Origin of the sequence: Alishewanella sp. WH16-1, from assembly GCF_001441695.1 — a bacterium.
In the GTDB taxonomy this organism is placed as follows: Bacteria; Pseudomonadota; Gammaproteobacteria; order Enterobacterales; family Alteromonadaceae; genus Alishewanella; species Alishewanella agri.
The window spans coordinates 1-21467 of record NZ_LCWL01000146.1; the positions used below are offsets into that span (position 1 = coordinate 1).

22 protein-coding genes are annotated in these 21467 nt (G+C 50.4%); 10 read left to right on the plus strand and 12 right to left on the minus strand.

Annotation, left to right across the window (positions count from 1 at the left end):
- Positions 1-86: 86 nt before the first annotated feature.
- Together AAY72_RS15500 and AAY72_RS15505 are read right to left on the minus strand one after the other, a co-directional pair.
- Positions 87-848: an IS5 family transposase gene (locus tag AAY72_RS15500; RefSeq protein WP_057788733.1), complete on the minus strand. Its 762-nt coding sequence runs from the start codon at positions 846-848 to the stop codon at positions 87-89.
- 161 nt (positions 849-1009) lie between these two features.
- A complete protein-coding gene (locus AAY72_RS15505; RefSeq protein ID WP_057788735.1) occupies positions 1010-3238 on the minus strand; it encodes an NADP-dependent isocitrate dehydrogenase in 2229 nt (742 codons plus the stop codon).
- Positions 3239-3458: 220 nt separating this feature from the next.
- On the opposite strand from AAY72_RS15505, the gene AAY72_RS15510 reads away from it, so the two are divergent.
- From AAY72_RS15510 to AAY72_RS15535, 6 genes are all read left to right on the plus strand, one after another.
- Positions 3459-4079 (plus strand): pseudouridine synthase, encoded by a 621-nt coding sequence (locus tag AAY72_RS15510; protein ID WP_156411347.1) that lies wholly within the window; start codon positions 3459-3461, stop codon positions 4077-4079.
- Between the two features lie 38 nt (positions 4080-4117).
- On the plus strand, positions 4118-4573 hold the full coding sequence (locus tag AAY72_RS15515) for an NUDIX hydrolase (protein ID WP_057788739.1): 456 nt from the start codon (positions 4118-4120) through the stop codon (positions 4571-4573).
- A 109-nt stretch (positions 4574-4682) separates the two neighbouring features.
- Positions 4683-5786, plus strand: coding sequence for a tRNA 2-thiouridine(34) synthase MnmA (gene mnmA, locus AAY72_RS15520; protein WP_057788741.1), 1104 nt, complete (start codon positions 4683-4685; stop codon positions 5784-5786).
- 1 nt (position 5787) lies between these two features.
- Positions 5788-6420, plus strand: a complete 633-nt coding sequence (gene hflD, locus AAY72_RS15525; protein ID WP_057788744.1) for a high frequency lysogenization protein HflD — start codon at positions 5788-5790, stop codon at positions 6418-6420.
- A gap of 14 nt (positions 6421-6434) precedes the next feature.
- Positions 6435-7805, plus strand: coding sequence for an adenylosuccinate lyase (purB, locus tag AAY72_RS15530; RefSeq protein ID WP_008610204.1), 1371 nt, complete (start codon positions 6435-6437; stop codon positions 7803-7805).
- A 163-nt stretch (positions 7806-7968) separates the two neighbouring features.
- Positions 7969-9123 (plus strand): cupin domain-containing protein, encoded by a 1155-nt coding sequence (locus AAY72_RS15535; protein ID WP_057788746.1) that lies wholly within the window; start codon positions 7969-7971, stop codon positions 9121-9123.
- A 69-nt stretch (positions 9124-9192) separates the two neighbouring features.
- Here AAY72_RS15535 and AAY72_RS15540 read toward each other — a convergent pair whose 3' ends face one another.
- Positions 9193-9621 (minus strand): DUF4826 family protein, encoded by a 429-nt coding sequence (locus AAY72_RS15540; protein ID WP_057788748.1) that lies wholly within the window; start codon positions 9619-9621, stop codon positions 9193-9195.
- Positions 9622-9851: 230 nt separating this feature from the next.
- Here AAY72_RS15540 and AAY72_RS15545 point away from each other — a divergent pair, with 230 nt between their 5' ends.
- Positions 9852-10895 carry an amino acid dehydrogenase gene (locus AAY72_RS15545; RefSeq protein WP_008983232.1) on the plus strand — a complete coding sequence of 348 codons (1044 nt, stop codon included), beginning with the start codon at positions 9852-9854 and terminating at the stop codon, positions 10893-10895.
- A 118-nt stretch (positions 10896-11013) separates the two neighbouring features.
- Here AAY72_RS15545 and AAY72_RS15550 read toward each other — a convergent pair whose 3' ends face one another.
- The 4 genes from AAY72_RS15550 to AAY72_RS15565 form a co-directional block, all read right to left on the minus strand.
- The gene (locus tag AAY72_RS15550; protein WP_057788750.1) at positions 11014-11205 is read right to left on the minus strand and encodes a hypothetical protein; all 192 of its coding nucleotides are present in this window, start codon (positions 11203-11205) and stop codon (positions 11014-11016) included.
- A gap of 28 nt (positions 11206-11233) precedes the next feature.
- Positions 11234-11728, minus strand: coding sequence for a GNAT family N-acetyltransferase (locus AAY72_RS15555; RefSeq protein ID WP_057788753.1), 495 nt, complete (start codon positions 11726-11728; stop codon positions 11234-11236).
- Positions 11729-11855: 127 nt separating this feature from the next.
- Positions 11856-14171 carry an acyl-CoA dehydrogenase gene (locus tag AAY72_RS15560; RefSeq protein WP_057788755.1) on the minus strand — a complete coding sequence of 772 codons (2316 nt, stop codon included), beginning with the start codon at positions 14169-14171 and terminating at the stop codon, positions 11856-11858.
- Positions 14172-14189: 18 nt separating this feature from the next.
- Entirely contained in the window at positions 14190-14849 is a 660-nt protein-coding gene (locus tag AAY72_RS15565) for a TetR/AcrR family transcriptional regulator (RefSeq protein ID WP_008983228.1), read from the minus strand.
- 211 nt (positions 14850-15060) lie between these two features.
- On the opposite strand from AAY72_RS15565, the gene upp reads away from it, so the two are divergent.
- From upp to AAY72_RS15580, 3 genes are all read left to right on the plus strand, one after another.
- Positions 15061-15687 carry a uracil phosphoribosyltransferase gene (upp, locus tag AAY72_RS15570; RefSeq protein WP_057788758.1) on the plus strand — a complete coding sequence of 209 codons (627 nt, stop codon included), beginning with the start codon at positions 15061-15063 and terminating at the stop codon, positions 15685-15687.
- Positions 15688-15713: 26 nt separating this feature from the next.
- Positions 15714-16592 carry an alpha/beta fold hydrolase gene (locus AAY72_RS15575; protein WP_057788760.1) on the plus strand — a complete coding sequence of 293 codons (879 nt, stop codon included), beginning with the start codon at positions 15714-15716 and terminating at the stop codon, positions 16590-16592.
- Between the two features lie 63 nt (positions 16593-16655).
- Complete coding sequence (locus tag AAY72_RS15580) at positions 16656-17780, plus strand: META domain-containing protein (RefSeq protein ID WP_057788762.1); 1125 nt, start codon at positions 16656-16658, stop codon at positions 17778-17780.
- Between the two features lie 99 nt (positions 17781-17879).
- On the opposite strand, the gene rplT is transcribed toward AAY72_RS15580, so the two are convergent.
- From rplT to AAY72_RS15600, 5 genes are all read right to left on the minus strand, one after another.
- On the minus strand, positions 17880-18236 hold the full coding sequence (gene rplT / locus AAY72_RS15585) for a 50S ribosomal protein L20 (protein ID WP_008610188.1): 357 nt from the start codon (positions 18234-18236) through the stop codon (positions 17880-17882).
- Between the two features lie 17 nt (positions 18237-18253).
- Positions 18254-18451 carry a 50S ribosomal protein L35 gene (rpmI, locus tag AAY72_RS16625; protein ID WP_008949438.1) on the minus strand — a complete coding sequence of 66 codons (198 nt, stop codon included), beginning with the start codon at positions 18449-18451 and terminating at the stop codon, positions 18254-18256.
- A gap of 91 nt (positions 18452-18542) precedes the next feature.
- The gene (infC, locus tag AAY72_RS15590; RefSeq protein ID WP_082629007.1) at positions 18543-19085 is read right to left on the minus strand and encodes a translation initiation factor IF-3; all 543 of its coding nucleotides are present in this window, start codon (positions 19083-19085) and stop codon (positions 18543-18545) included.
- Positions 19086-19117: 32 nt separating this feature from the next.
- Entirely contained in the window at positions 19118-21034 is a 1917-nt protein-coding gene (gene thrS, locus AAY72_RS15595; protein ID WP_057788764.1) for a threonine--tRNA ligase, read from the minus strand.
- 146 nt (positions 21035-21180) lie between these two features.
- Positions 21181-21381 (minus strand): DUF6436 domain-containing protein, encoded by a 201-nt coding sequence (locus tag AAY72_RS15600; RefSeq protein WP_255355989.1) that lies wholly within the window; start codon positions 21379-21381, stop codon positions 21181-21183.
- Between the last annotated feature and the right edge of the window lie 86 nt (positions 21382-21467).

Below are 21467 nucleotides of genomic sequence, written 5' to 3' on the forward strand. Positions count from 1 at the left end.
TTAACTGATCGGCATTAGGCGGCGCCTGCTTTTTTGTTGTCTTAAGATTACTGCGCTAGAGCGTGTTGATCTTTGCTGTTCACTTTTCAATCAACCCACATTGGTAGCCACATCATGCTAAATGCAAGGGCTACCATCGCTTGGTAATTTCTCGCCAACTTATCATATCGTGTTGATATAGCTCTATATTTTTTAATGTTCATAAACGCATTTTCAACCAAATGCCTCAAGTGATACATGCTCCAATCGATATCGTGGTTACCCGTCTTGTTATTAATTCGCCGTGGTATAACGGGTTTTGCGCCTCTGCAACGAATAAATTCTCTTAGCGTTTCGCTATCGTATCCTTTATCGGCGGCAACGATTGCTGTACCCGATATGCCATCAAGTAGTGATTCGCCATGAACGATATCATTCACGTGGCCACCTGATATTTCAAAGTGAATTGGTAAACCGCCGCTATCAACAGCTAAGTGGATTTTTGTCGTTTTACCACCCCGGCTGCTGCCAATTGCTTCATTTTGGCTGTTACGAATAGTTGTGCAGTCTTGATGAGCTTTGACAATACTACCGTCAATAAAAACCCACTCTGGGTCATGTAAAGAGCTGAGAAATTTAAATATTTCAGCCATCACGCCTTTGCGTGACCACAGGTTGAAACGTCTGAATATCTTACTCCAGCGACCAAACTCCTGCGGAACATCCCGCCAAGGAACACCTGTTCGCATTCGATATAAAATCCCCTCAAGGGTCATTCGGTGTTCCGGTTTTTTGTAAATTCGGCCCGTTAAATACATCACTCGTGATAGTAAATCCCAGGTTTTATCTGTTAGCATTAGTCTCGGCATTTGAGTTCGTTGTTTTGTTTTTTGGCGAAACCATTATAACGCACTCATTTGCCGTTCGTTTTTTATACCGCAAAGATCAACACGCTCTAGTAACACAGCAAACAAGACATTATCCCGGCCCGAGACCCGGTTATGACCGGATAGCGGGCCGCTCACCGCTATTACAGTGCTGCCAGCGCCGCGTTTAAGGTTGCGCTTGGCCGCATCGCTGCAGCTACTTTGGCCTGATCCGGACGGTAGTAACCGCCGATATCCACTGCCTTACCCTGCACGCCGTTTAACTCCGCCAGAATTTGCTGCTCGCTGGCTTCCAGGGTGTCCGCCAGTTTAGCAAAGCGTGCTGCCAGTGCGCTGTCAGCCTGTTGTTTTGCCATGGCGCGGGCCCAGTACATCGCCAGATAGAAGTGGCTACCTCGGTTGTCCAGCTCACCGGCTTTACGACGTGGTGATTTGTCGTTGTCCAGGAATAAGGCTGTCGCCTGATCCAGGGTATCGGCCAGGATCTGTGCCACCTTGTTACCGGCAACCTGAGACAGATGCTCCAGTGATGCTGCTAGCGCCAGGAACTCACCGAGTGAATCCCAGCGCAGATGGTTTTCATCAACAAACTGCTCGACGTGTTTAGGTGCTGAACCACCGGCGCCAGTTTCGAACAAGCCGCCGCCGTTCATCAGTGGCACGATAGACAGCATCTTGGCGCTGGTACCCAATTCGAGGATTGGGAACAGGTCAGTCAGATAGTCACGCAGCACGTTACCGGTTACCGAAATCGTATCCAAGCCTTGCTTCATCCGCGCCAGAGTATGACGGGTAGCCTCAACCGGCGACATAATCTGCAGATCCAGACCAGTAGTATCGTGCTCTTTTAAGTAGCTTTGTACTTTCTTAATCAACTCAGCATCATGAGCGCGGGCGCTATCCAGCCAGAATACTGCTGGCGTGTTGCTTAAACGGGCGCGGTTAACGGCCAGTTTTACCCAGTCACGGATAGGGGCATCTTTTACCTGACACATGCGCCAGATATCGCCAGCTTCGACCTGATGGCTAAATACTACTTCGCCTTGGCCGTTAGTTACCACTACGGTACCGGCAGCCGGAATTTCGAAAGTTTTATCGTGTGAACCGTACTCTTCCGCTTTCTGCGCCATTAAGCCGACGTTCGGTACTGAACCCATGGTACGCGGGTCAAAAGCACCGTTCTTCTTACAAAATTCAATCGTTTCCTGATAAACACCGGCATAGCAACGATCCGGGATCACGGCTTTGGTATCATGTAACTGACCATCCGGGCCCCACATCTGACCAGAGCTGCGGATCATCGCTGGCATCGAGGCATCGATAATCACATCGCTTGGTACATGCAGGTTGGTAATGCCTTTATCGGAGTTCACCATCGCCATCGCTGGCTTGCTGGCATACAGCGCCTTGATATCGGCCACAATAGCGTCCTGCTCGGCTTGCGGCAGCTGTGGCAGCTTGGCATACAGATCGCCAATACCGTTGTTCACATCCACGCCCAGCTTGTCAAAGGTGGCGGCATATTTGGCGAAGATTTCTTTGTAGAACACCTTTACCGCATGACCGAACATAATGGGGTCTGATACCTTCATCATGGTGGCTTTTAAATGCAGCGAGAACAGTACGCCCTGCGCTTTCGCGCTTTCTACTTCAGCGGCATAGAAGTCACGCAGCGCTTTAACACTCATAAAGGTGGCATCAACCACTTCACCCGCCAGCACCGCGACTTTTTCTTTGAGTACTTTGACGCTGCCGTCCGCCTGCTGCAGGCTGATTTTCAGCACATCATCAGCAGCCATGGTCGCGGATTGCTCAGAGCCATAAAAATCGCCGGCCGTCATATGAGCGACATGAGACTTAGAGCTGCTGCTCCAGGCACCCATGCTATGCGGATTTTTACGGGCATATTGTTTAACTGAAGCCGGTGCGCGACGGTCAGAGTTACCTTCCCGTAATACCGGGTTAACTGCCGAGCCTTTAATTTTGTCGTAGCGTGCTTTAGCATCACGCTCCTGCTCGGTTTTCGGCTCTTCCGGATAATCTGGCAGCGCATAGCCCTGGGCTTGCAATTCTTTGATCGCTGCTTTCATTTGTGGAATAGAGGCACTGATATTTGGCAGCTTGATAATGTTGGCATCCGGCTGTTTCGCCAGCTCGCCCAGCTCAGCCAGATCGTCGTTGATGCGCTGTTCAGCAGTTAAAAATTCCGGAAAGCTCGCAATAATACGGCCCGACAAAGAAATATCACGGGTTTCAACGGCTACACCGGCCGCGGCAGAAAAGGCCTCAATAATCGGCAATAACGACTGGGTAGCCAGCGCTGGCGCTTCATCAGTGATGGTGTATATAATTTTTGCACTTTCTTTCGACATGTTAGTTCCTGTATTGTTAGCGCCGGATCGCCATGACAAGGCCATCGCCACCCGTGTATGGAAATTGTTTAAAACGCAGCCAAACAAAGCCGGCTGAGTATATCAGCATCAAGGCGAATAAAACAGGCAGCGCGCATCCAGCGGCACACTACCGGTTAAACAGCGCCAGCGGGCGGCGCTGAGTCAATACTACAATTACTAGCAGATGCAGAGACCAGGCGTGAATAATCAAAAACGGCCGTCCCGGCCAAAACATAAGGCTTTTTCGGCAAAAAACAATAGGACTAAGGTAGAAAATCCACTATTGGTACTCTTTAATAAGCCCTATGATGTGTTAAGTCAGTTTACCGACAACAGCACACCGCCGCGCCAGACACTGGCTGATTTTTTAGCCATTCCGGATATCTATGCTGCCGGCCGGCTGGATCGGGACAGTGAAGGCCTGCTGCTGTTAACCAACTGCGGTAAGACCCAGCAAAAAATCGCCGATCCGGCCTTTAAAGCACCGAAAACCTACTGGGTGCAGGTCGAGGGGCAAATTACCGAACAGGCTCTGGCACAGCTGCGTCAGGGTGTACAACTTAACGACGGCATGACGCTACCGGCCCAGGCTGAGCTTTTAGCCGCACCCGAACTCTGGCCGCGGCAGCCGCCGGTTCGCTATCGGGCCAATATTCCGACCAGTTGGCTGGCCCTGACCATTCACGAAGGTCGTAACCGTCAGGTGCGGCGAATGACAGCCGCAGTTGGCTTCCCTACCCTGCGGTTAGTGCGGGTTAGGATTGGCGACTGGCAACTGGACGATCTGGCGCCGGGGCAGTATCGTAGTATCAATTTGTAATCCGCACTGACGCGGCAGCGACGACAACAAGGAATAGCATGAGCAGGAACAGACTCCATCTGACAGTAGCAGCGGTGGTTTATTATCAGGGCCAGTTTTTACTGGTACAGGAGCGCGACAAACTCAGTGGTCGGGAAGTCCTCAACCAACCGGCCGGCCATATGGAAGAAGATGAGGATTTGCTTAGCGCCGTCTGCCGAGAGGTTTACGAGGAGACCGGTTTGACCTTACTGCCGACCGCCTGGCTGGGTCTGTCACAACTCAAAGCCAGCAATGGTCATACCTATGTCCGGGTAAACTTTCTGTTTGAACCCGACAGCCTGCCGCCAGCGTTTCGCCCCCAGGATCCGGATATCCTGGCACTGCATTGGCTAAGTAAAAACGAGTTACTGGCGCAAAAGCTGCCACCCCGCAGTCAGTTGGTGTTGGATGCCATTGATCTCTGTTTAGCTGGCACCCGACTGCCACTGTCGTTGATTCAACCGCTTTGTTAGTAGCAACTCGCAGGTTGCTCTGCATTTTTCCCTCGGTGAACATTTTTGCCCGGCTATTTTGGTGTTATAATCCGCGCCTTTGTTTTGGGCTCTCTAAAAGCGCGGTGTCATGTCAGAGAACAGCAGTAAAAAAGTAATCGTCGGGATGTCCGGCGGCGTCGATTCATCCGTTTCCGCTTACCTGTTATTACAACAGGGTTATCAGGTGGAAGGCCTGTTTATGAAAAACTGGGAAGAAGACGACAACGACGAATACTGTGCTGCCGCAGAAGATATGGCTGATGCCCAGGCCGTATGCGATAAACTGGGTATCAAATTACACAAGGTCAACTTTGCCGCCGAATACTGGGACAATGTGTTCGAGTATTTCTTAGCCGAATATAAAGCCGGGCGCACCCCTAACCCGGACATTATGTGCAACAAAGAAATCAAGTTTAAAGCCTTTCTGGAGTTTGCCGCCGAAGCGCTGGGCGCTGACTATATCGCTACCGGCCATTATGTACGCCGCCGTTATCAGGATGGTCACTGGCAAATGCTGCGTGGTCTGGATCACAATAAAGATCAAAGCTACTTCCTCTACACCCTGGCCGAGCAACATATTGCACAAACCTTGTTTCCGGTTGGCGATTTGGAAAAGCCGGCCGTACGCGCCATTGCTGAGCAGCAAGGCCTTGTCACCCATGATAAAAAAGACTCCACCGGCATCTGCTTTATCGGCGAGCGCAAATTTAAAGATTTTCTGCAGCAGTATTTACCGGCGCAGCCGGGCGAGATTGTCAGTATTGATGATGGCAAAATTATCGGCCGCCACGAAGGCCTGATGTATCACACCCTGGGCCAGCGTAAAGGCTTAGGTATTGGCGGTTTACGCGATGGCGGCGACGATCCCTGGTATGTGGTCGGCAAAGATCTCACGCTCAACCAGTTACTGGTTGCGCAGGGCCATGATCACCCGGCGCTGCTATCCAGCGGCCTTATCGCCAGTCAACTGCACTGGGTGGATCGCACCGGGCCACAGCAAATTTGCCGCTTAACAGTTAAAACCCGCTACCGGCAGCATGATATTCCCTGCACCGTAACGCCGCGCTCTGATGGCCGGCTGCAAGTGACTTTTGATAGCCCACAAAAAGCGGTTACACCGGGTCAGTCAGCAGTATTCTATCTGGATGAGGTTTGCCTCGGCGGTGGCATTATTGATGAGGCACTAAACTAATATGCAAGCATCGTTAGAAACGCAAATTTATGCGCTGGCGGGTCTGTGTCAGGCCGCTAAGCTGGTACAAAAGGTCGCGCGCAGCACCGATTCGCAGCATGCCCAACTGGAAATTATGCTCAATAGCGTAATAAATCTGAATCCGGCTACCCCGTTAGATATTTATGGTGGTGAATTATCCAACCTGCGTGAAGGTTTACAGCTGATTATCGAGCAGCTTGGCGACGCTCCCAAAAAAGACGTCGAGCTAACGCGCTATCTGGTTGGCGTACTGGCGCTGGAGCGGCGGCTGAATAAAAACCGTGACAATATGGCGGAGCTGGGTAAACAGCTGTCACAACTGGAACGACAGTTACAGCATTTTAGCGTCACCGACGACACTATTATTGGCAAACTGGCCGATATCTATACCGACTGCATTAGCAGCCTGGGTGCCCGCATTCAAATTTACGGCCAACCTGAGTTACTCAGTCAAAGCAGTGTGCAGCAAAAAGTGCGCGCCCTGCTGCTGGCGGCGATCCGCTCTGCCGTACTCTGGCGTCAGGCTGGCGGTAGCCGGCTAAACTTTATTTTTAAACGACGGAAAATACTGGCCGCCGCGAAAGCCGCACTCGCCAGTCTTCCCGCACTATAAGATCAGGAGTTTTCATGGAACTTAATGCCCTTACTGCCATTTCGCCGGTCGACGGCCGCTACGGTAGCAAAGCTGCCGCACTGCGCCCGATTTTCAGCGAGTTTGGTTTAATCAAGTACCGGGTTTTGGTCGAAGTGCGTTGGTTACAACAGCTGGCCGCCGAGCCGGCAATCAGCGAAGTACCGGCGTTATCCGCAGAGGCCAATGCGCTGTTAAATCAGATTGTCGATAACTTTAGTCTGGCCGATGCCCAGCGTGTGAAAGATATCGAGCGCACCACTAACCACGACGTGAAAGCCGTTGAATACCTGTTAAAAGAAAAAGTCGCCGGCAACAGCGAACTTGCCGCCATCAGTGAATTTATCCACTTTGCCTGTACCTCTGAAGATATCAATAACCTGTCACATGCGCTGATGCTGCGTGAAGCGCGTGACAGCGTATTACTGCCTGAATGTGATGCATTGCTAACAGCAATTAAAAAGCTGGCACTGGAGTTAAAAGCGGTGCCGATGATGGCACGTACCCACGGCCAACCGGCGTCCCCAACGACGATGGGCAAAGAGCTGGCAAACGTCTATGTGCGTTTAAAGCGCCAGCGTGAGCAAATTGCGGCGGTCAGCCTGCTGGGTAAAATTAACGGCGCGGTCGGTAACTACAACGCGCACTTATCAGCCTACCCGACGCTGGACTGGCATGCCTTTGCCGAGCGTTTTGTCAGCTCGCTGGGTATCAGCTGGAACCCCTACACCACGCAAATTGAGCCGCATGATTATATTGCCGAGCTGTTTGATGCCATCGCCCGTTTTAATACCATTCTGCTGGATTTTGACCGCGATGTCTGGGGCTATATTGCACTGGGTCACTTTAAGCAAAAAACCGTGGCCGGCGAAATCGGCTCTTCAACCATGCCGCATAAGGTTAACCCGATCGACTTTGAAAACTCAGAAGGTAACCTCGGCATCGCCAATGCGCTGTTTAACCACTTATCCGCCAAGTTACCGGTATCACGCTGGCAGCGTGATCTGACCGACTCTACCGTGCTGCGTAATCTCGGTGTCGGCTTTGGCTATACGCTAATTGCCTATCAAGCCACGTTAAAAGGGATTAGCAAGCTGGAAGTGAACGAAGCCAACCTGCTGGCCGAGCTGGACGCCAACTGGGAATTACTGGCCGAGCCGGTGCAGACGGTAATGCGTAAATATGGCATTGAAAAGCCGTACGAGAAGTTAAAAGAACTGACCCGTGGTAAGCGGATCAGCGCCGCCGATCTGGCCGTCTTTATTGATGGTCTGGCACTGCCGGATGCGGTAAAAGCCGAGATGAAGCAGCTGTCACCTGCCGGCTATATCGGTGATGCCATTCGCCTGGTAGAGTTACTGGACTAATCCAGTAACTTTATTAGCAGGGAACCGGATTGCTTTAAGCCAAGTCTTGAAGGCATGGATGCCTGAATGAAGCCTACAGGGATGTATTTACGGCGTCTTGGCGTAAGCAATCTGGTTCTTGCTCTGTAATCGTAAATTCAGCTGCTTTACTTGGGATCCTAAAATGTATCAGTTAAATCTGGGTGAATTAAGCCTGGCCGATTTTATGCAGCAGTACTGGCAAAAGCAGCCGCTGTTGATTAAACAAGGCTTTAAGAACTTTCAGGATCCGCTGTCAGCGGATGAGCTGGCGGGTCTGGCGTTGGAAGATGACGTCGAATCACGACTGGTCGAATGTCGTGACGGTAACTGGCAGTTGGAAACCGGCCCCTTTGAAGACTTTAACCGCTATGGCGACAAGGACTGGACTATCCTGGTGCAGGCGGTTGACCACTGGCATCCACCGGCGGCGGAGTTGATTGAACCATTTCGCTTTATTCCAAACTGGCGGATTGATGATCTGATGGTCAGCTTTTCCACGCCGGGTGGCGGTGTCGGTCCGCACCTGGATCAATATGATGTGTTTATTATCCAGGGCGAAGGTAAAAGACACTGGCGGGTTGGTATGCCAGATGCGTCGCTAAAGCAATTCTGCCCGCACCCGCGCCTGCTGCAAGTCACGCCCTTTACCGCCTGTATTGATGTGATTATGGAGCCGGGTGATATTTTATATATTCCACCTGGCTGCCCACACGAAGGGATTTCACTGGAGAACAGTCTGAACTACTCAGTCGGTTTCCGGGCGCCGGCACAAAAAGACTTACTGACCGGTTTAGCCGATTATCTATTGGATAATGATATCAGCGGGAAACGCTTTAGCGATCCTGATCGCAACCTGACTGCTAATATCGGTGCGATTAGTGAGCAGGATCTGGATCAGGTGCAGCAGCTGTTGGTGCAACTGGTCAGTGACCGCGACACACTACCGCTATGGTTTGGCCAGTATATTACCCAGGCCAAACATGAGCTGGATCAGCAAGAGCCAGACCCGCATTATCAGGCCGAGGAAATTGCGGAATACCTGGAAGAAGGCTCGGTACTGGCGCGCCTTGGCGGCCTGCGCTGCTGTTATTATCAGGCCACGGACAACAGCGATATCCAACTGTTTATTAACGGCAATAACATTGTACTGCCGGCGGAAGAGCTGACGACCACGCAATTATTGTGCGACAGTAAACGTATTGACCGGCAACAATGCTTACACTTTACCGCGCGCGAAGAGCGACTGCTGTTAATCACCGATCTGATTAATCAGGGTCTGTGGTATTTTGAAGAATAAGGCCTGACGCCAGCCATAAAAAAAGCCGCATCAGCGGCTTTTTTATGGCAACAAAACTTGACAGTTAAGTTACTGTCCTTGCCATAACTGTTCGTTATCGAACAAGTCATACAGGCCTTCTGCTCGGTTAACCAATAAGTTAGCAAAGTCGACCTGCGTTTGGTCACTAAAGCCGGCCTGGGCAATTTGCTCGGCTTTTAATTGCCAGTGTAAGGCAAAAGATCGCATCGCTTCACGGGCATTCGGAGCGGCACTGAGCGGCATATGATCAGTGGGCAAATCACCGCTAATCACCCAGAATGACTTAGCATCACGGGTATTTAATTTCCAAATCGCTACGAGTGGCGGGAGGTAACGGCTCTCACTTACGGCGACATTGTCTGGAATAATGCCTTTGGTCGCCAGATATTCGTTGGCTTTTTGAAACTGTGTTCTTACCCAGGCAGCACGCTGCTCGTCGGTTAATTCGTTTGTTTGCTGAGTTAACTGCTCACTCATAAAATGACTTCCTGTGTTATCAATGCCGCTACTTTATGTGAGCTGTTCCCGACAATCAAGCTTTACTGAATAGCAAAACGCCGCTACTGGCCAGACCAGGTTCAAGTTGTGTGCAGGGCTGGCTTTCAGTTAGCCAAAATGGTACATTCCGCGCCATTACGACGAAAGTCGCAGTTAACGTAAACGTAAACTATCCAGCTGTAATAGCTATTCTTGCAAGGGAGTCCGTTGTGGCCGTATTTAATCACCCAGAGTTTGATCAGCACGAGCAAGTCGTGTTCTGCAGTGATCAGGAAACCGGTTTAAAAGCCATTATCGCCGTTCATAGCACCCGTTTAGGGCCAGCTGTCGGTGGCTGCCGGTTGTGGGATTATGCATCAGACGAAGATGCACTGGTGGACGTACTGCGTTTATCACGCGGTATGACGTATAAAAACGCCATGGCCGGTTTACCCCTGGGTGGCGGCAAGTCGGTGATTATCGGTAATGCCAAGACCATCAAATCGGAAGCACTGTTTAAAGCCTTTGGCCGTATGGTACATCGCTTAGGTGGCAGCTACTACAGTGCGGAAGACGTCAATATCACTACCCATGACATTATGCAGGTGCATCAGGAAACGCCTTTTGTTGCCGGTTTAGAAGGTAAAAGCGGTAATCCGGGTCCGTTTACAGCGCTGGGTACCTATCAGGGCATTAAAGCCGCGGCCAAACATCAATTTGGTTCTGCCGATTTAGCCGGTAAAACGGTTGCCGTGCAGGGCTTAGGCAGCGTTGGTTTCTATCTGTGTGAGCACCTGCACAAAGAAGGCGCGAAACTGATTGTTACTGATATTAACCAGGATGCGGTAAACCGTGCCGTAGCGCAATTTGGCGCCACTGCCGTCGGCCTGAATGATATCTACGGTGTAGCAGCTGATATCTACGCCCCTTGTGCGCTGGGCGCCACTATAAATGATGACACCATTCCGCAGTTAAAAGCGAAAGTGGTTGCCGGCTGTGCCAACAACCAGTTAAAACGGCCAGAGCATGGACAGAAGCTACGTGATTCAGGCATTCTGTATGCACCGGACTACGTTATTAACGGCGGCGGTATTATCAACGTGGCCTTTGAAATGCGTCCACAGGGTTATAATGCTGCGGAGTCTACCGCTAAAGTGATGCAAATTTACGATACGCTACTGCGGATTTTTGAACGTGCCGATGCCGAAGATAAACCCACCAGTACGGTCGCCGACCAGATGGCGCAGGAAATTATTGCCCGCGGCCCACTCTAAGGTTCTAGCGACATTGGGCTATCGATGTGCGGAGCAAATAAGGGAGGCGATTGCCTCCCTTATTGTTTTAGTGCTAATACAGCCATGCTTGCGGTCAAACAGTCACTGAAAATGCTGTCTAGCCGGCAATCTTAATTAACAATTCAAAACCAAGAATCAGCAGACAAACGCTGATAAACAAGGCGATGCTGAGGTTAATCCAAAAGTCACCTTTTTGCCGCCGCTTTACCATTTTGGGCGCGACTTTTGCTGGCTGCGGCTCTACCGGTACTACCGGCTTGGTATTTTGCTTTTTCGGATCCTTCGTCATCTACTGCTCCAATATACTGCTGCAGCCTTTACACTGGCTGATACTGGCTGGCCAGTGCCGTTAACTTATCACCCGTTACCCGATTGATCCGCCAATCATGCATTAAGACCGCGCCCTGTGCCTGATAGAAATCGATGGCGGGTTGGTTCCAATCCAGTACCGACCATTCGAAGCGGCCACAACCTCTGTCTACGGCGAGTTTCGCCAAATAGGTCAGCAGTAATTTACCTAAACCTTTGCCACGGTACTCGGGTAACACAAACAGATCTTCCAGATACAAACCCGGCTTGGCCAGAAAGGTCGAGTAATTGTGGAAAAACAACGCAAAACCTGCAGGCTGTCCCTGATATTCAGCAATCACCACTTCAGCGGCAGGTCGTGCTGAAAATAAGGTTTCGGTTAACTTCTGTTCGGTTGCTACTACCTCATGCGCCAGCTTTTCATATTCCGCCAATCCCTGAATAAATTTCAATATCAGTGGCACATCGGCTACCGTGGCCAGACGAATTGTACTTTGCGCCATGTAGTTACCTCTTATTATTGGTGCTATTCGTGGTCGGGCCTATTCTAACGCTTTTCCGGACTTTACCAATCGAAAACCAATAAAAAAACCGGAGCACCTGGCTCCGGTTTTACTATGGCTGCATTAATTACGCCGCATCACGCTTGCCCACGCTCATGCCTTCCAGCACGCCGGGTTTAAAGCTATCAACACTGATGGCTTTAAAGCGCAGCTGGTTCATCTTGCGCAGGCTGGCCGCTTCCTGTTCCGTCAGAATACTGGCCGCTAACGCCTGATTAATACTATCCAGCAGCGGCTGTTTGCGTGGTAATTGACCGGCTTTTTGCGCCTGGGCAATTTTCTTCAGCAATGGCTGAGCGTTATACATCGCGACAAAAGCATTTTCCATTAAGCCCGTAGCATCGTCTTCATCTTTACCCATATAGCACAGATGGGTCAGACGATCGCGCAGCGTATTTGGCTTAGATAAGGCTTCACAAATTTGCTGGGCCACCGCGTCTGACGGCATCTTGTAGCCAATACCAAACGGGAATACCAGCGTACGGATAGTCCGTGCCACAACCCGGTTCGGGAAGTTAGCAAAGAAACCATCAAAGGCTTTACCGATTTCAAACAGCGAACGCTGCACACTGTAATGCACGAACGGCAGATCGGCCTGCTGACGACCATTGTCTTCAAAGAACTTCAGTACACAGGACGCAATATACAGCTGGCTTAACACGTCACCTAAGCGCGCGGACAGCATCTCTTTGCGTTTTAAATCACCGCCCAGCATCAACATCGAAATATCAGCACTTAACGCCAACGCACGGCTCATGCGGCTTAATTGCTTGTAGTAGCGGGCCGTTTCGCCCGATACCGGGGCGCTGTTGAAGGCGCCGGCTGTTAAACCCTGCCACAGGGCAGAGAAGGTATTCCCTACCGCAAAGCCGATATGCGCCATTAACAGCTTATCGAACTGCGCCAGACCTTCTTCGGCATTTGGATTGGCTGCGGCTTCCAGCTCTGCCAATACATAAGGATGGCAACGGGTCGCACCCTGGCCGAAAATCATCAGGTTACGGGTCAGGATATTAGCCCCTTCTACCGTAATCGAGATCGGTACGCCCATATAGCCGTGAGCCAGATAGTTCATCGGACCACATTGAATGGCCTTACCGGCATGGATATCAAAAGCATCGTTTAATAAGGTACGCGACATCTCTGTCATATGGTATTTAGCGATAGCCGTCACTACCGATGGGCTCAGTTTCAAATCGATAGCACCGGCGGTCATTACGCGCATCGCTTCTAAGGTGTAAGTTAAACCACCAATGCGCGCTAAACCTTCCTGTACACCTTCAAACTTGCCAATCGACATGCCGAATTGCTGGCGTACATAACCATAAGCGCCAGTCATCCGTGCCGCTAAGTGGCCGGTTGCGGTCGCCAGCGCCGGTAGTGAAATCCCCCGGCCGGCTGATAAACACTCCACCAGCATCCGCCAACCGCGGCCAGCATAAGAGGGGCCACCGATAATCCAGTCCAGCGGAATAAACACATCTTTACCGTAGGTGGTACCGTTCATAAAGGCCATATTCATTGGGAAATGGCGATCCCCAATCTGCACGCCAGGGTGGCTGGTTGGGATCAGAGCACAGGTAATCCCCAGCTCTTCTTTATCACCTAATAGTTTTTCCGGGTCATACAGCTTAAAGGCTAAACCCAGTACCGTCGCAACCGGCGCCAGCGTAATATAGCGCTTATCCCAATTCAGGCGAATGCCCAGCACGTCTTTGCCTTCAAACTGGCCTTTACACACTACACCGGTATCCGGAATACCACCGGCATCAGAGCCTGCTTCCGGGCCGGTTAAGGCAAAGCACGGCACATCGGTACCATTTGCCAGCGTTGGTAACCAGCGATCTTTTTGCTCCTGGGTACCATAATGCATCAGCAGCTCACCCGGGCCTAAAGAGTTCGGCACCATAATGGTTACCGCCGCGGTTAAGCTGCGGGTTGCGATGCGTGAGACGATGGTCGAGTTGGCAATGGCCGAAAACTCGCGGCCACCATAGGCTTTCGGAATAATCATCGCAAAGAAACCTTCGCGTTTAATGTAATCCCACACCGCCTTTGGCAGATCGCGGTCTTCCTGCACGATTTTATAATCGTCCAGCATGGTTAACAGGGTTTCCACCTGATTATCCATAAAGGCTTGCTCGTCGGCTGACAACTCGGCTTTGGGAATGGCATGTAGTTTTTGCCAATCCGGCTTGCCTTTAAATAGCTCGCCATCCCACCAGACATCACCGGCTTCCATCGCTTCACGCTCAGTATCTGACAAGGGCGGTAAAATTTTCTTGAAAATACCAAACACCGGCTTGGTAATCAGACTACGACGAATGGAGGTTACGCCAAACAGCACCACCAGTATCGCCACTATTATTAACAAATACACCATATCAGCTTCCTTCCAGCATCAGGCAACGGTTTTAAGGTCTTGAGAATAAACCGGCGCCGCAATAGCAGCACCGAGATAAGGGATTAAACGGCGGATCACCCCTTCAATATCCACCGCTTCATTAAAATCAGCCTGGGCAATCTCAGCCAGCGCATCACTGGAAGCCATCGTAAACACAATAGAACCCAGCGAGAAATGCAGCCGCCAGAACACTTCGCTTTGCGGCAAATGTGGGCAGCTTTGCTGCACCAGTAACACGAACTTATCCAGAGTGCGGCCATAATGATGATTGATAAACCAACGTAAATGCCCCTGTACATCGGTATAACCGCGGCCCAATAATTGTAAAAAGGTGCGGGTACCGCGGCGTTGTAATTGGTTTAGATCCAGCAAGGGTTTCACGAAGACGGATAAGATCTGGGTTAAATCATTCGGTTTTTGACTGGCCAGCAAGCGGTCAAACTCCTGATCCAGTCGCGGCATCAGTACTTGCAGGTAACGCTGTAACACCGCTTGGATCAGCTCTTTCTTCGAGCCAAAGTGATAGTTCACCGACGCTAAATTGACTTCGGCTTTAGTGGTAATTTGCCGTAAAGAGGTGTCATTAAAGCCACTTTCCGCAAATAAGCTCTGGGCTGCATCCAGAATACGTTGTTGAGTCTGCACTTTACTGCTCATTCTTCACTACGCCGTTAAACATACTTTTAAACACCTGTTTGAAATGTACGTTTGAATAACTGGTCTGTCAAGTCACAAACGCATTTCTGGTCTGACAAGTGACAAATAAAATTCGGTACAACTGACTGGCAGGGTAAAACTTGCTCATGGCCGCCTGCCTGCCGTATTATCGCCGCCTACATCATGACTTTATGCAATAAGGGAGCTAACCATGCGCGTCGTCGAAGTTTCTCATCCGCTGGTACAACACAAAATTGGTTTGCTCAGAGCTGCCGACATCAACACCCGGCAATTCCGACAACTAGCCGTAGAGCTGGGTAGCCTGCTGACTTATGAGGCCACTAAAGATTTGCCAACAGAAACGGTGACGATTGAAGCCTGGAGCGGCCCCTGTCAGATCAAACAAATTCAGGGTAAAAAAGTGACCGTAGTGCCGATTTTACGTGCCGGCCTGGGGATGCTTGACGGCGTGCTGGATCTGATCCCCAGTGCCCGTATTAGTGTGGTCGGCATTTACCGCGACGAAACGACACTGCAACCTGTTCCCTACTTTCAAAAACTGGCACCGGAAATAGACCAGCGGCTGGCGATTATTATTGATCCGATGCTGGCCACCGGCGGCTCGATGATTGCGACTATCGACTTATTAAAACAACAGGGTTGTACCCAAATCAAAGCGCTGGTATTAGTCGCAGCGCCTGAGGGCATTGCTGCTTTGCAAAACGCTCATCCCGATATTGAACTCTATACCGCTGCTATCGATCAGGGCTTGAACGAGCATGGCTATATTCTGCCGGGCTTAGGTGATGCCGGTGATAAGTTGTTTGGCACCAAATAAAGGCAGATTATAAATAAAGGCTGAGCATGCAGTTAATTCCCTGGTCCTTCCATACCCGCTATGGCTTTACCCTGCGCGGCTGGCAAACCCCGGTGTCCGGTAAACCGGTTATCCACTTTTTGCACGGCAACGGTTTTTGTGCCCGCAGTTATCAACCACTACTGGCAGAGTTAGCCGCCGACTACGATTTGTTTTTATCTGATGCCCAAGGCCATGGCGACAGCGATCATGGCGGCCCCTTTTTAGGCTGGAATGTCGCCGCTGAGCTAGCCGCCCAGGCGTTTTTGGCACATCGCCCGCAATATGGCGCAGTGCCGGTGTATGGCATGGGCCATAGCTTTGGCGGTGTGTTAACGGCGTTAATGCATGCCGGGCATCCGGGGCTGTTTCAAGGGTTGCTATTGCTCGATCCGGTACTGTTTCCGCCATCAATGATTCTCCTGGCCCGCACCTTAGAAGGCGTGCGGCTGTTTAAAAAGAATCCATTAGCCAAAGCTGCACTGCGCCGCCGGCAGCGTTGGCCGGATCGGCATAGTGCCGTCGAGTATCTGCAAAGCCGCAGTTTATTTCAAAGCTGGCATCCGGAAGCACTGGGCGCCTATGTCGACCATGCCTTAAAAACTGATGCCGGCGAGCTGCAGCTAAAATGCCGGCCCGAGCGGGAAGCCGAGATCTTCAGCTCCTACCCAAAAGGATTATGGCCGGCACTACGCAAAGCGGCAGCACCGATTAGTGTATTTTACGGTGAACAGACTTTTCCTTTTGTGGTCAAAGCGGTGGCTAAGTGGCAACAGCTGAATCCAGCGGTACAGACAACGCAGGTTGCAGGTGGTCACTGCTTTATGCAAGAACACCCCCGGGACACTGCCGCGCGGGTGAAAGTGACTTTACTGGGTTATCGCTAAAATAGCCCTGTGCCGAATTGTCGGCTGCGTTATAATGCGCCAAATTTTTTGCTGAGATCTGCTATGAAGAAACTGTTGATTGCTAGTTCACTCTGTTTAACAGCCTGTAGTCAGCTACCTTACTTTGGCTCGGAGCCACCGGCGAAATTGTCCAGACCGGCGCCCGTTGAAAAACCGGCTATTCCGGTGCCAGCAGAGGTGGTCGATGCGAATGAGGTTGCTAATAGTGAAACAACTGAGGCCCTGGCGACCGATTTTGAGCATATCTTTATTGATAGTGATATGACCTTTGAAGGCGTGTTGCCCTGTGCCGATTGCCCGGGTATAAGCTACCACATTAATCTGTACCGTGATGGCCGCTTTGAAGCCCGTCAGGAATACCTGGAACGAGGTCAAGTTGAACTTATCAGCGGTTCATGGTTATTAGAGCGTCGTACTCTGCATTTAGTTAACCAGCAGGTTACACTGCCCTCCTTCCATTTCCGCTCTAATCAGCAATTAGTGATGACCGATTTATCAGGCCGTCCGATCTTAAACTCGGATGCCTATCAGCTGAATCGCTTAACGGCTGTTAAGAAACTGGATAGCCGTCAGCCAATGTTAGGCTTGTACCGGCTGCAAAATAATCAGGCAACCTTTGTAAAGTGTAAAACCGGTGAGAGTCTGCCTGTCGCCAACACGCAGAACCATCTGCCGATGATGCGGTTGTACCAGCAAGATAGCCGTTTTAATAACAAGGCGGTAATTGCCAGCCTGGTGGGCCGTAAGGGCGCCGATCAGAATGGTGCTGATACCTTGTTTATTGATAAGTTCGAGCAGTTCTGGCCCAATGCCACCTGCCCGGACCAATTTGCGATGAAAGACTTACAAGGCATTGTCTGGCGCGCGGAAAAAATTGCCGATCGCTATATCCCGCACTCACTGAATGTACGGCTGATTTTTGAAAAAGATAAGTTATACGGCTTCAGTGGCTGTAATAACTTTAATGCCAGCTATCAGCAGCGCGCCAACACCTTTGCTGTGCAGCAACTGGCCAGTACCCGTAAGTATTGCGCCGATGCCAGCAACATCGAGCAGCAGTTTACCGAGAAGCTGCAGCAAGCTGACCGCGCCGAAGTGAATGCCGATAAATTACAGTTGTTTTATAACAACCAGGTGATTATGGAATTAATTCCAGCCGTTAACTAACCTTAGGTTTCTGATCCCGAACCTTGTTCGGGGTCAAATACAAACAAACAGGCATAAAAAAACCACCTTGCGGTGGTTTTTTTATGCTTCACACTAATCTTAAACTAAAGCGTCTTTTGCTTTAGCTACGATAGCAGTGAAAGCCGCTTTGTCATATACAGCGATATCGGCCAGGATCTTACGGTCGATTTCAATTGAAGCCTTTTTCAGACCTGCAATTAAACGGCTGTAAGATAAACCGTTCATCCGTGACGCAGCGTTGATACGCGCGATCCACAGTTGACGGAACTGACGCTTACGCTGACGACGGTCACGGTAAGCATATTGGCCGGCTTTGATAACGGCCTGGAAAGCAACCCGGTAAACACGGCTACGGGCACCGTAGTAACCTTTAGCCTGCTTTAATACCTTCTTATGGCGCGCGTGCGCCGTGACACCACGTTTAACTCTTGGCATTTCTGTCTCCTAATGACTTATGCGTACGGCATGCAACGGACTAAGCCGGCGATATCGACTTTAGCGACTAAGGTTTTTGGACCTAACTGACGCTTACGCTTAGAAGACTTCTTCGTCAGAATGTGGCGAAGGTGTGATTGCTTACGTTTAAAGCTACCAGAAGCAGTCTTTTTGAAACGCTTCGCGGCACCTTTATTGGTTTTCATCTTAGGCATAGTTTTTAAACTCGCATTGTTAAGTTACAACGAATAATAAGGCGTTAAAAAACTGCGGCATGCCGCAGCTTATTAAACTTGTAGGCGCTTATTACTTCTTATTTGGGGCCAGCATCATGATCATCTGACGACCCTCTACCCGATTCGGGAAAGATTCGCAGATGGCGATATCAGACAGATCCTCTTTAATTCGAGTCAACATCTCAATACCGATTTCCTGATGCGCCATTTCACGACCACGATAGCGCAGCGTTACTTTAGCTTTGTCACCCTCTTCAATGAAGCGACGCAGGTTGCGTAGTTTTACCTGGTAATCGCCTTCATCAGTTCCAGGCCGGAATTTAATTTCCTTAATCTGGATCTGTTTTTGCTTCTTCTTTTGCTCTTTCAGAGCTTTACCTTTTTCGAACAGGAACTTACCGTAGTCCATCAACTTACATACTGGCGGTTCAGCTGTCGGGCTGATTTCTACTAAATCGGCGCCGCTTTCTTCTGCCAGACGATTGGCTTCAGCAATACTGACTACACCCAGCTGTTCACCTTCTACACCAATTAAGCGTACCTCTGGTACGTTAATTTCTTCATTAATCCGGTTAGGACGGTTTGAAGGTAATGTTTTCTTTCCTACTTTAATAGTATGTTCCTCCGAAAAAGTTTCCTGTTTGCTTAGCTCGCGGTCCGGTTTTTAATTTCTGCAGTGAGTTTTTCAACAAAAGCAGCCACCGACATCTTGCCCAGATCCTCTGCTTTGCGGGTTCTGACTGCGATATCGCCAGCTTCAACTTCTTTGTCACCAACTACCACCAGGTACGGGACGCGCTTAAGCGTGTGCTCGCGGATTTTAAAGCCTATCTTCTCATTTCTCAAGTCACTTATTGCTCTTATGCCCTGAGATTTGAAAGTTTTTACTAATTGTTGCACATATTCGGCCTGATTATCGGTAATATTCATCACCACCACCTGGGTTGGCGCTAACCAGGTTGGGAAGAAGCCAGCGTATTCTTCAATCAGAATACCGATAAAACGCTCCAGTGAACCCAAAATCGCGCGGTGGATCATGACCGGCACCTGCCGTTCACCACTTTCCGCCACATAGCTGGCACCCAAACGGCCTGGTAAGGCGAAATCGAGCTGGATAGTGCCGCACTGCCAGGCACGGTTTAAACAGTCGTGCAGTGTAAATTCGATTTTCGGGCCATAGAAAGCACCTTCGCCCGGCTGCAGGTCGTAGGCAATATCATTCGCTTTTAACGCATCGATCAGACCCTGCTCGGCGCGATCCCAGATTTCATCTGAGCCGATACGCTGGGCTGGCCGGGTCGACAGCTTGACCTTAATGTTTTTAAAGCCAAAGGTGCTGTAAGTATCAAATACCATCTTGATACACTTGGTCACTTCAGTCTGCACCTGCTCTTCGGTACAGAAGATATGGGCATCGTCCTGCGTAAAGCCGCGTACCCGCATCAGACCATGTAAGCCACCTGATGGCTCATTACGGTGACAGCAACCAAACTCCGCCATCCGCAGTGGTAAATCACGGTAAGATTTTAAGCCCTGGTTAAAGATCTGCACATGACCCGGGCAGTTCATTGGCTTAATGGCATACTCACGGTGCTCAGACTGGGTAGTAAACATATTTTCGGCATACTTTTCCCAGTGCCCGGATTTCTCCCACAGCACCCGGTCCATCATAAAGGGACCTTTTACTTCGTCGTAGTCATACTGACCCAGCTTTTCACGCACGAAGGTTTCCAGCTCACGGAAGATGGTCCAGCCATCGTTGTGCCAGAACACCATGCCCGGCGCTTCTTCCTGCCAGTGGAATAAACCCAAAGCCTTACCGATTTTACGGTGATCGCGCTTTTCTGCTTCTTCCAGTTGGGTTAAATAGGCGGCAAGCTGCTTCTTATCGGCCCAGGCGGTACCGTAAATGCGCTGCAGCATTTTGTTTTTCGAGTCGCCACGCCAGTAGGCGCCGGCTACTTTCATAATTTTAAAGTGTTGGCAAAAGCGCATATTTGGCACATGCGGGCCACGACACATATCGGTATATTCTTCGTGGTGATACAGCGCCGGCTGGCTGTCACGCGGGATATTCTGCTCCAGAATTTCCATTTTGTAGCTTTCGCCGCGGGCATTAAAGGTATCCCAGGCCTCCTGCCAGCTGACTTTGCGCTTTACCACATCGTATTCGGTTTTCGCCAGCTCCAGCATCCGCGCTTCCAGCGCCGCTAAATCGTCGCTGCTGATCGGCTGCTCCAGATCGACATCATAATAAAAGCCGTTTTCAATTACCGGGCCGATCGCCATCTTCACATTGGGCCACAGCTGCTTAATGGCATGGCCTAATAAGTGGGCACAGGAGTGGCGCATAATTTCCAGGCCTTCCTGATCTTTGATGGTAACGATACTTAGGTTGGCGTCCTGGGTAATCAGCTCGCACGCATCAACCAGCTCACCATTGACCTTACCGGCGATGGTCGCTTTAGCTAAACCCGGGCCGATATTTTTGGCCACATCTAATACGGAAACAGCTTGTTCAAAAGCGCGCTGGCTGCCATCTGGCAGAGTAATAACTGGCATGATAAATCCTTAACAGTGGTGGCCCATACCAAGGGTCACTTGTGGGGTTGAGAAAATTCAGGCACTTGCCGGGCAGTTAATGGCTTAAACGAAAAGCCATCTGCACGACGTCGCGCGCTGAAGTAATAAAAAGCCGCTGCATAGTATCACTTTGGCGACTGGCTTACCAGACAACGGCAGGCCTTGGTCTCACCATTTAGCCAGCTGCCGGGCAAACGGCTTTGCCCTGACAGTAATGCCGGTAAAAAACTGTTACTGCTGCTACACAGCGGCCCACTGGCATAGGGACCAGCGTAGCGTAAGATCCCGTGCTCAAACACCAGCACAGCGAGCGCTGCTGGATACAACTAATAGTAGGTGTCTTTTACGTATCCTGCCTTATTCGGGATCAAGGAAATTTGCGCAGAATCAGCCATACTCAGTTTAGGCAAAC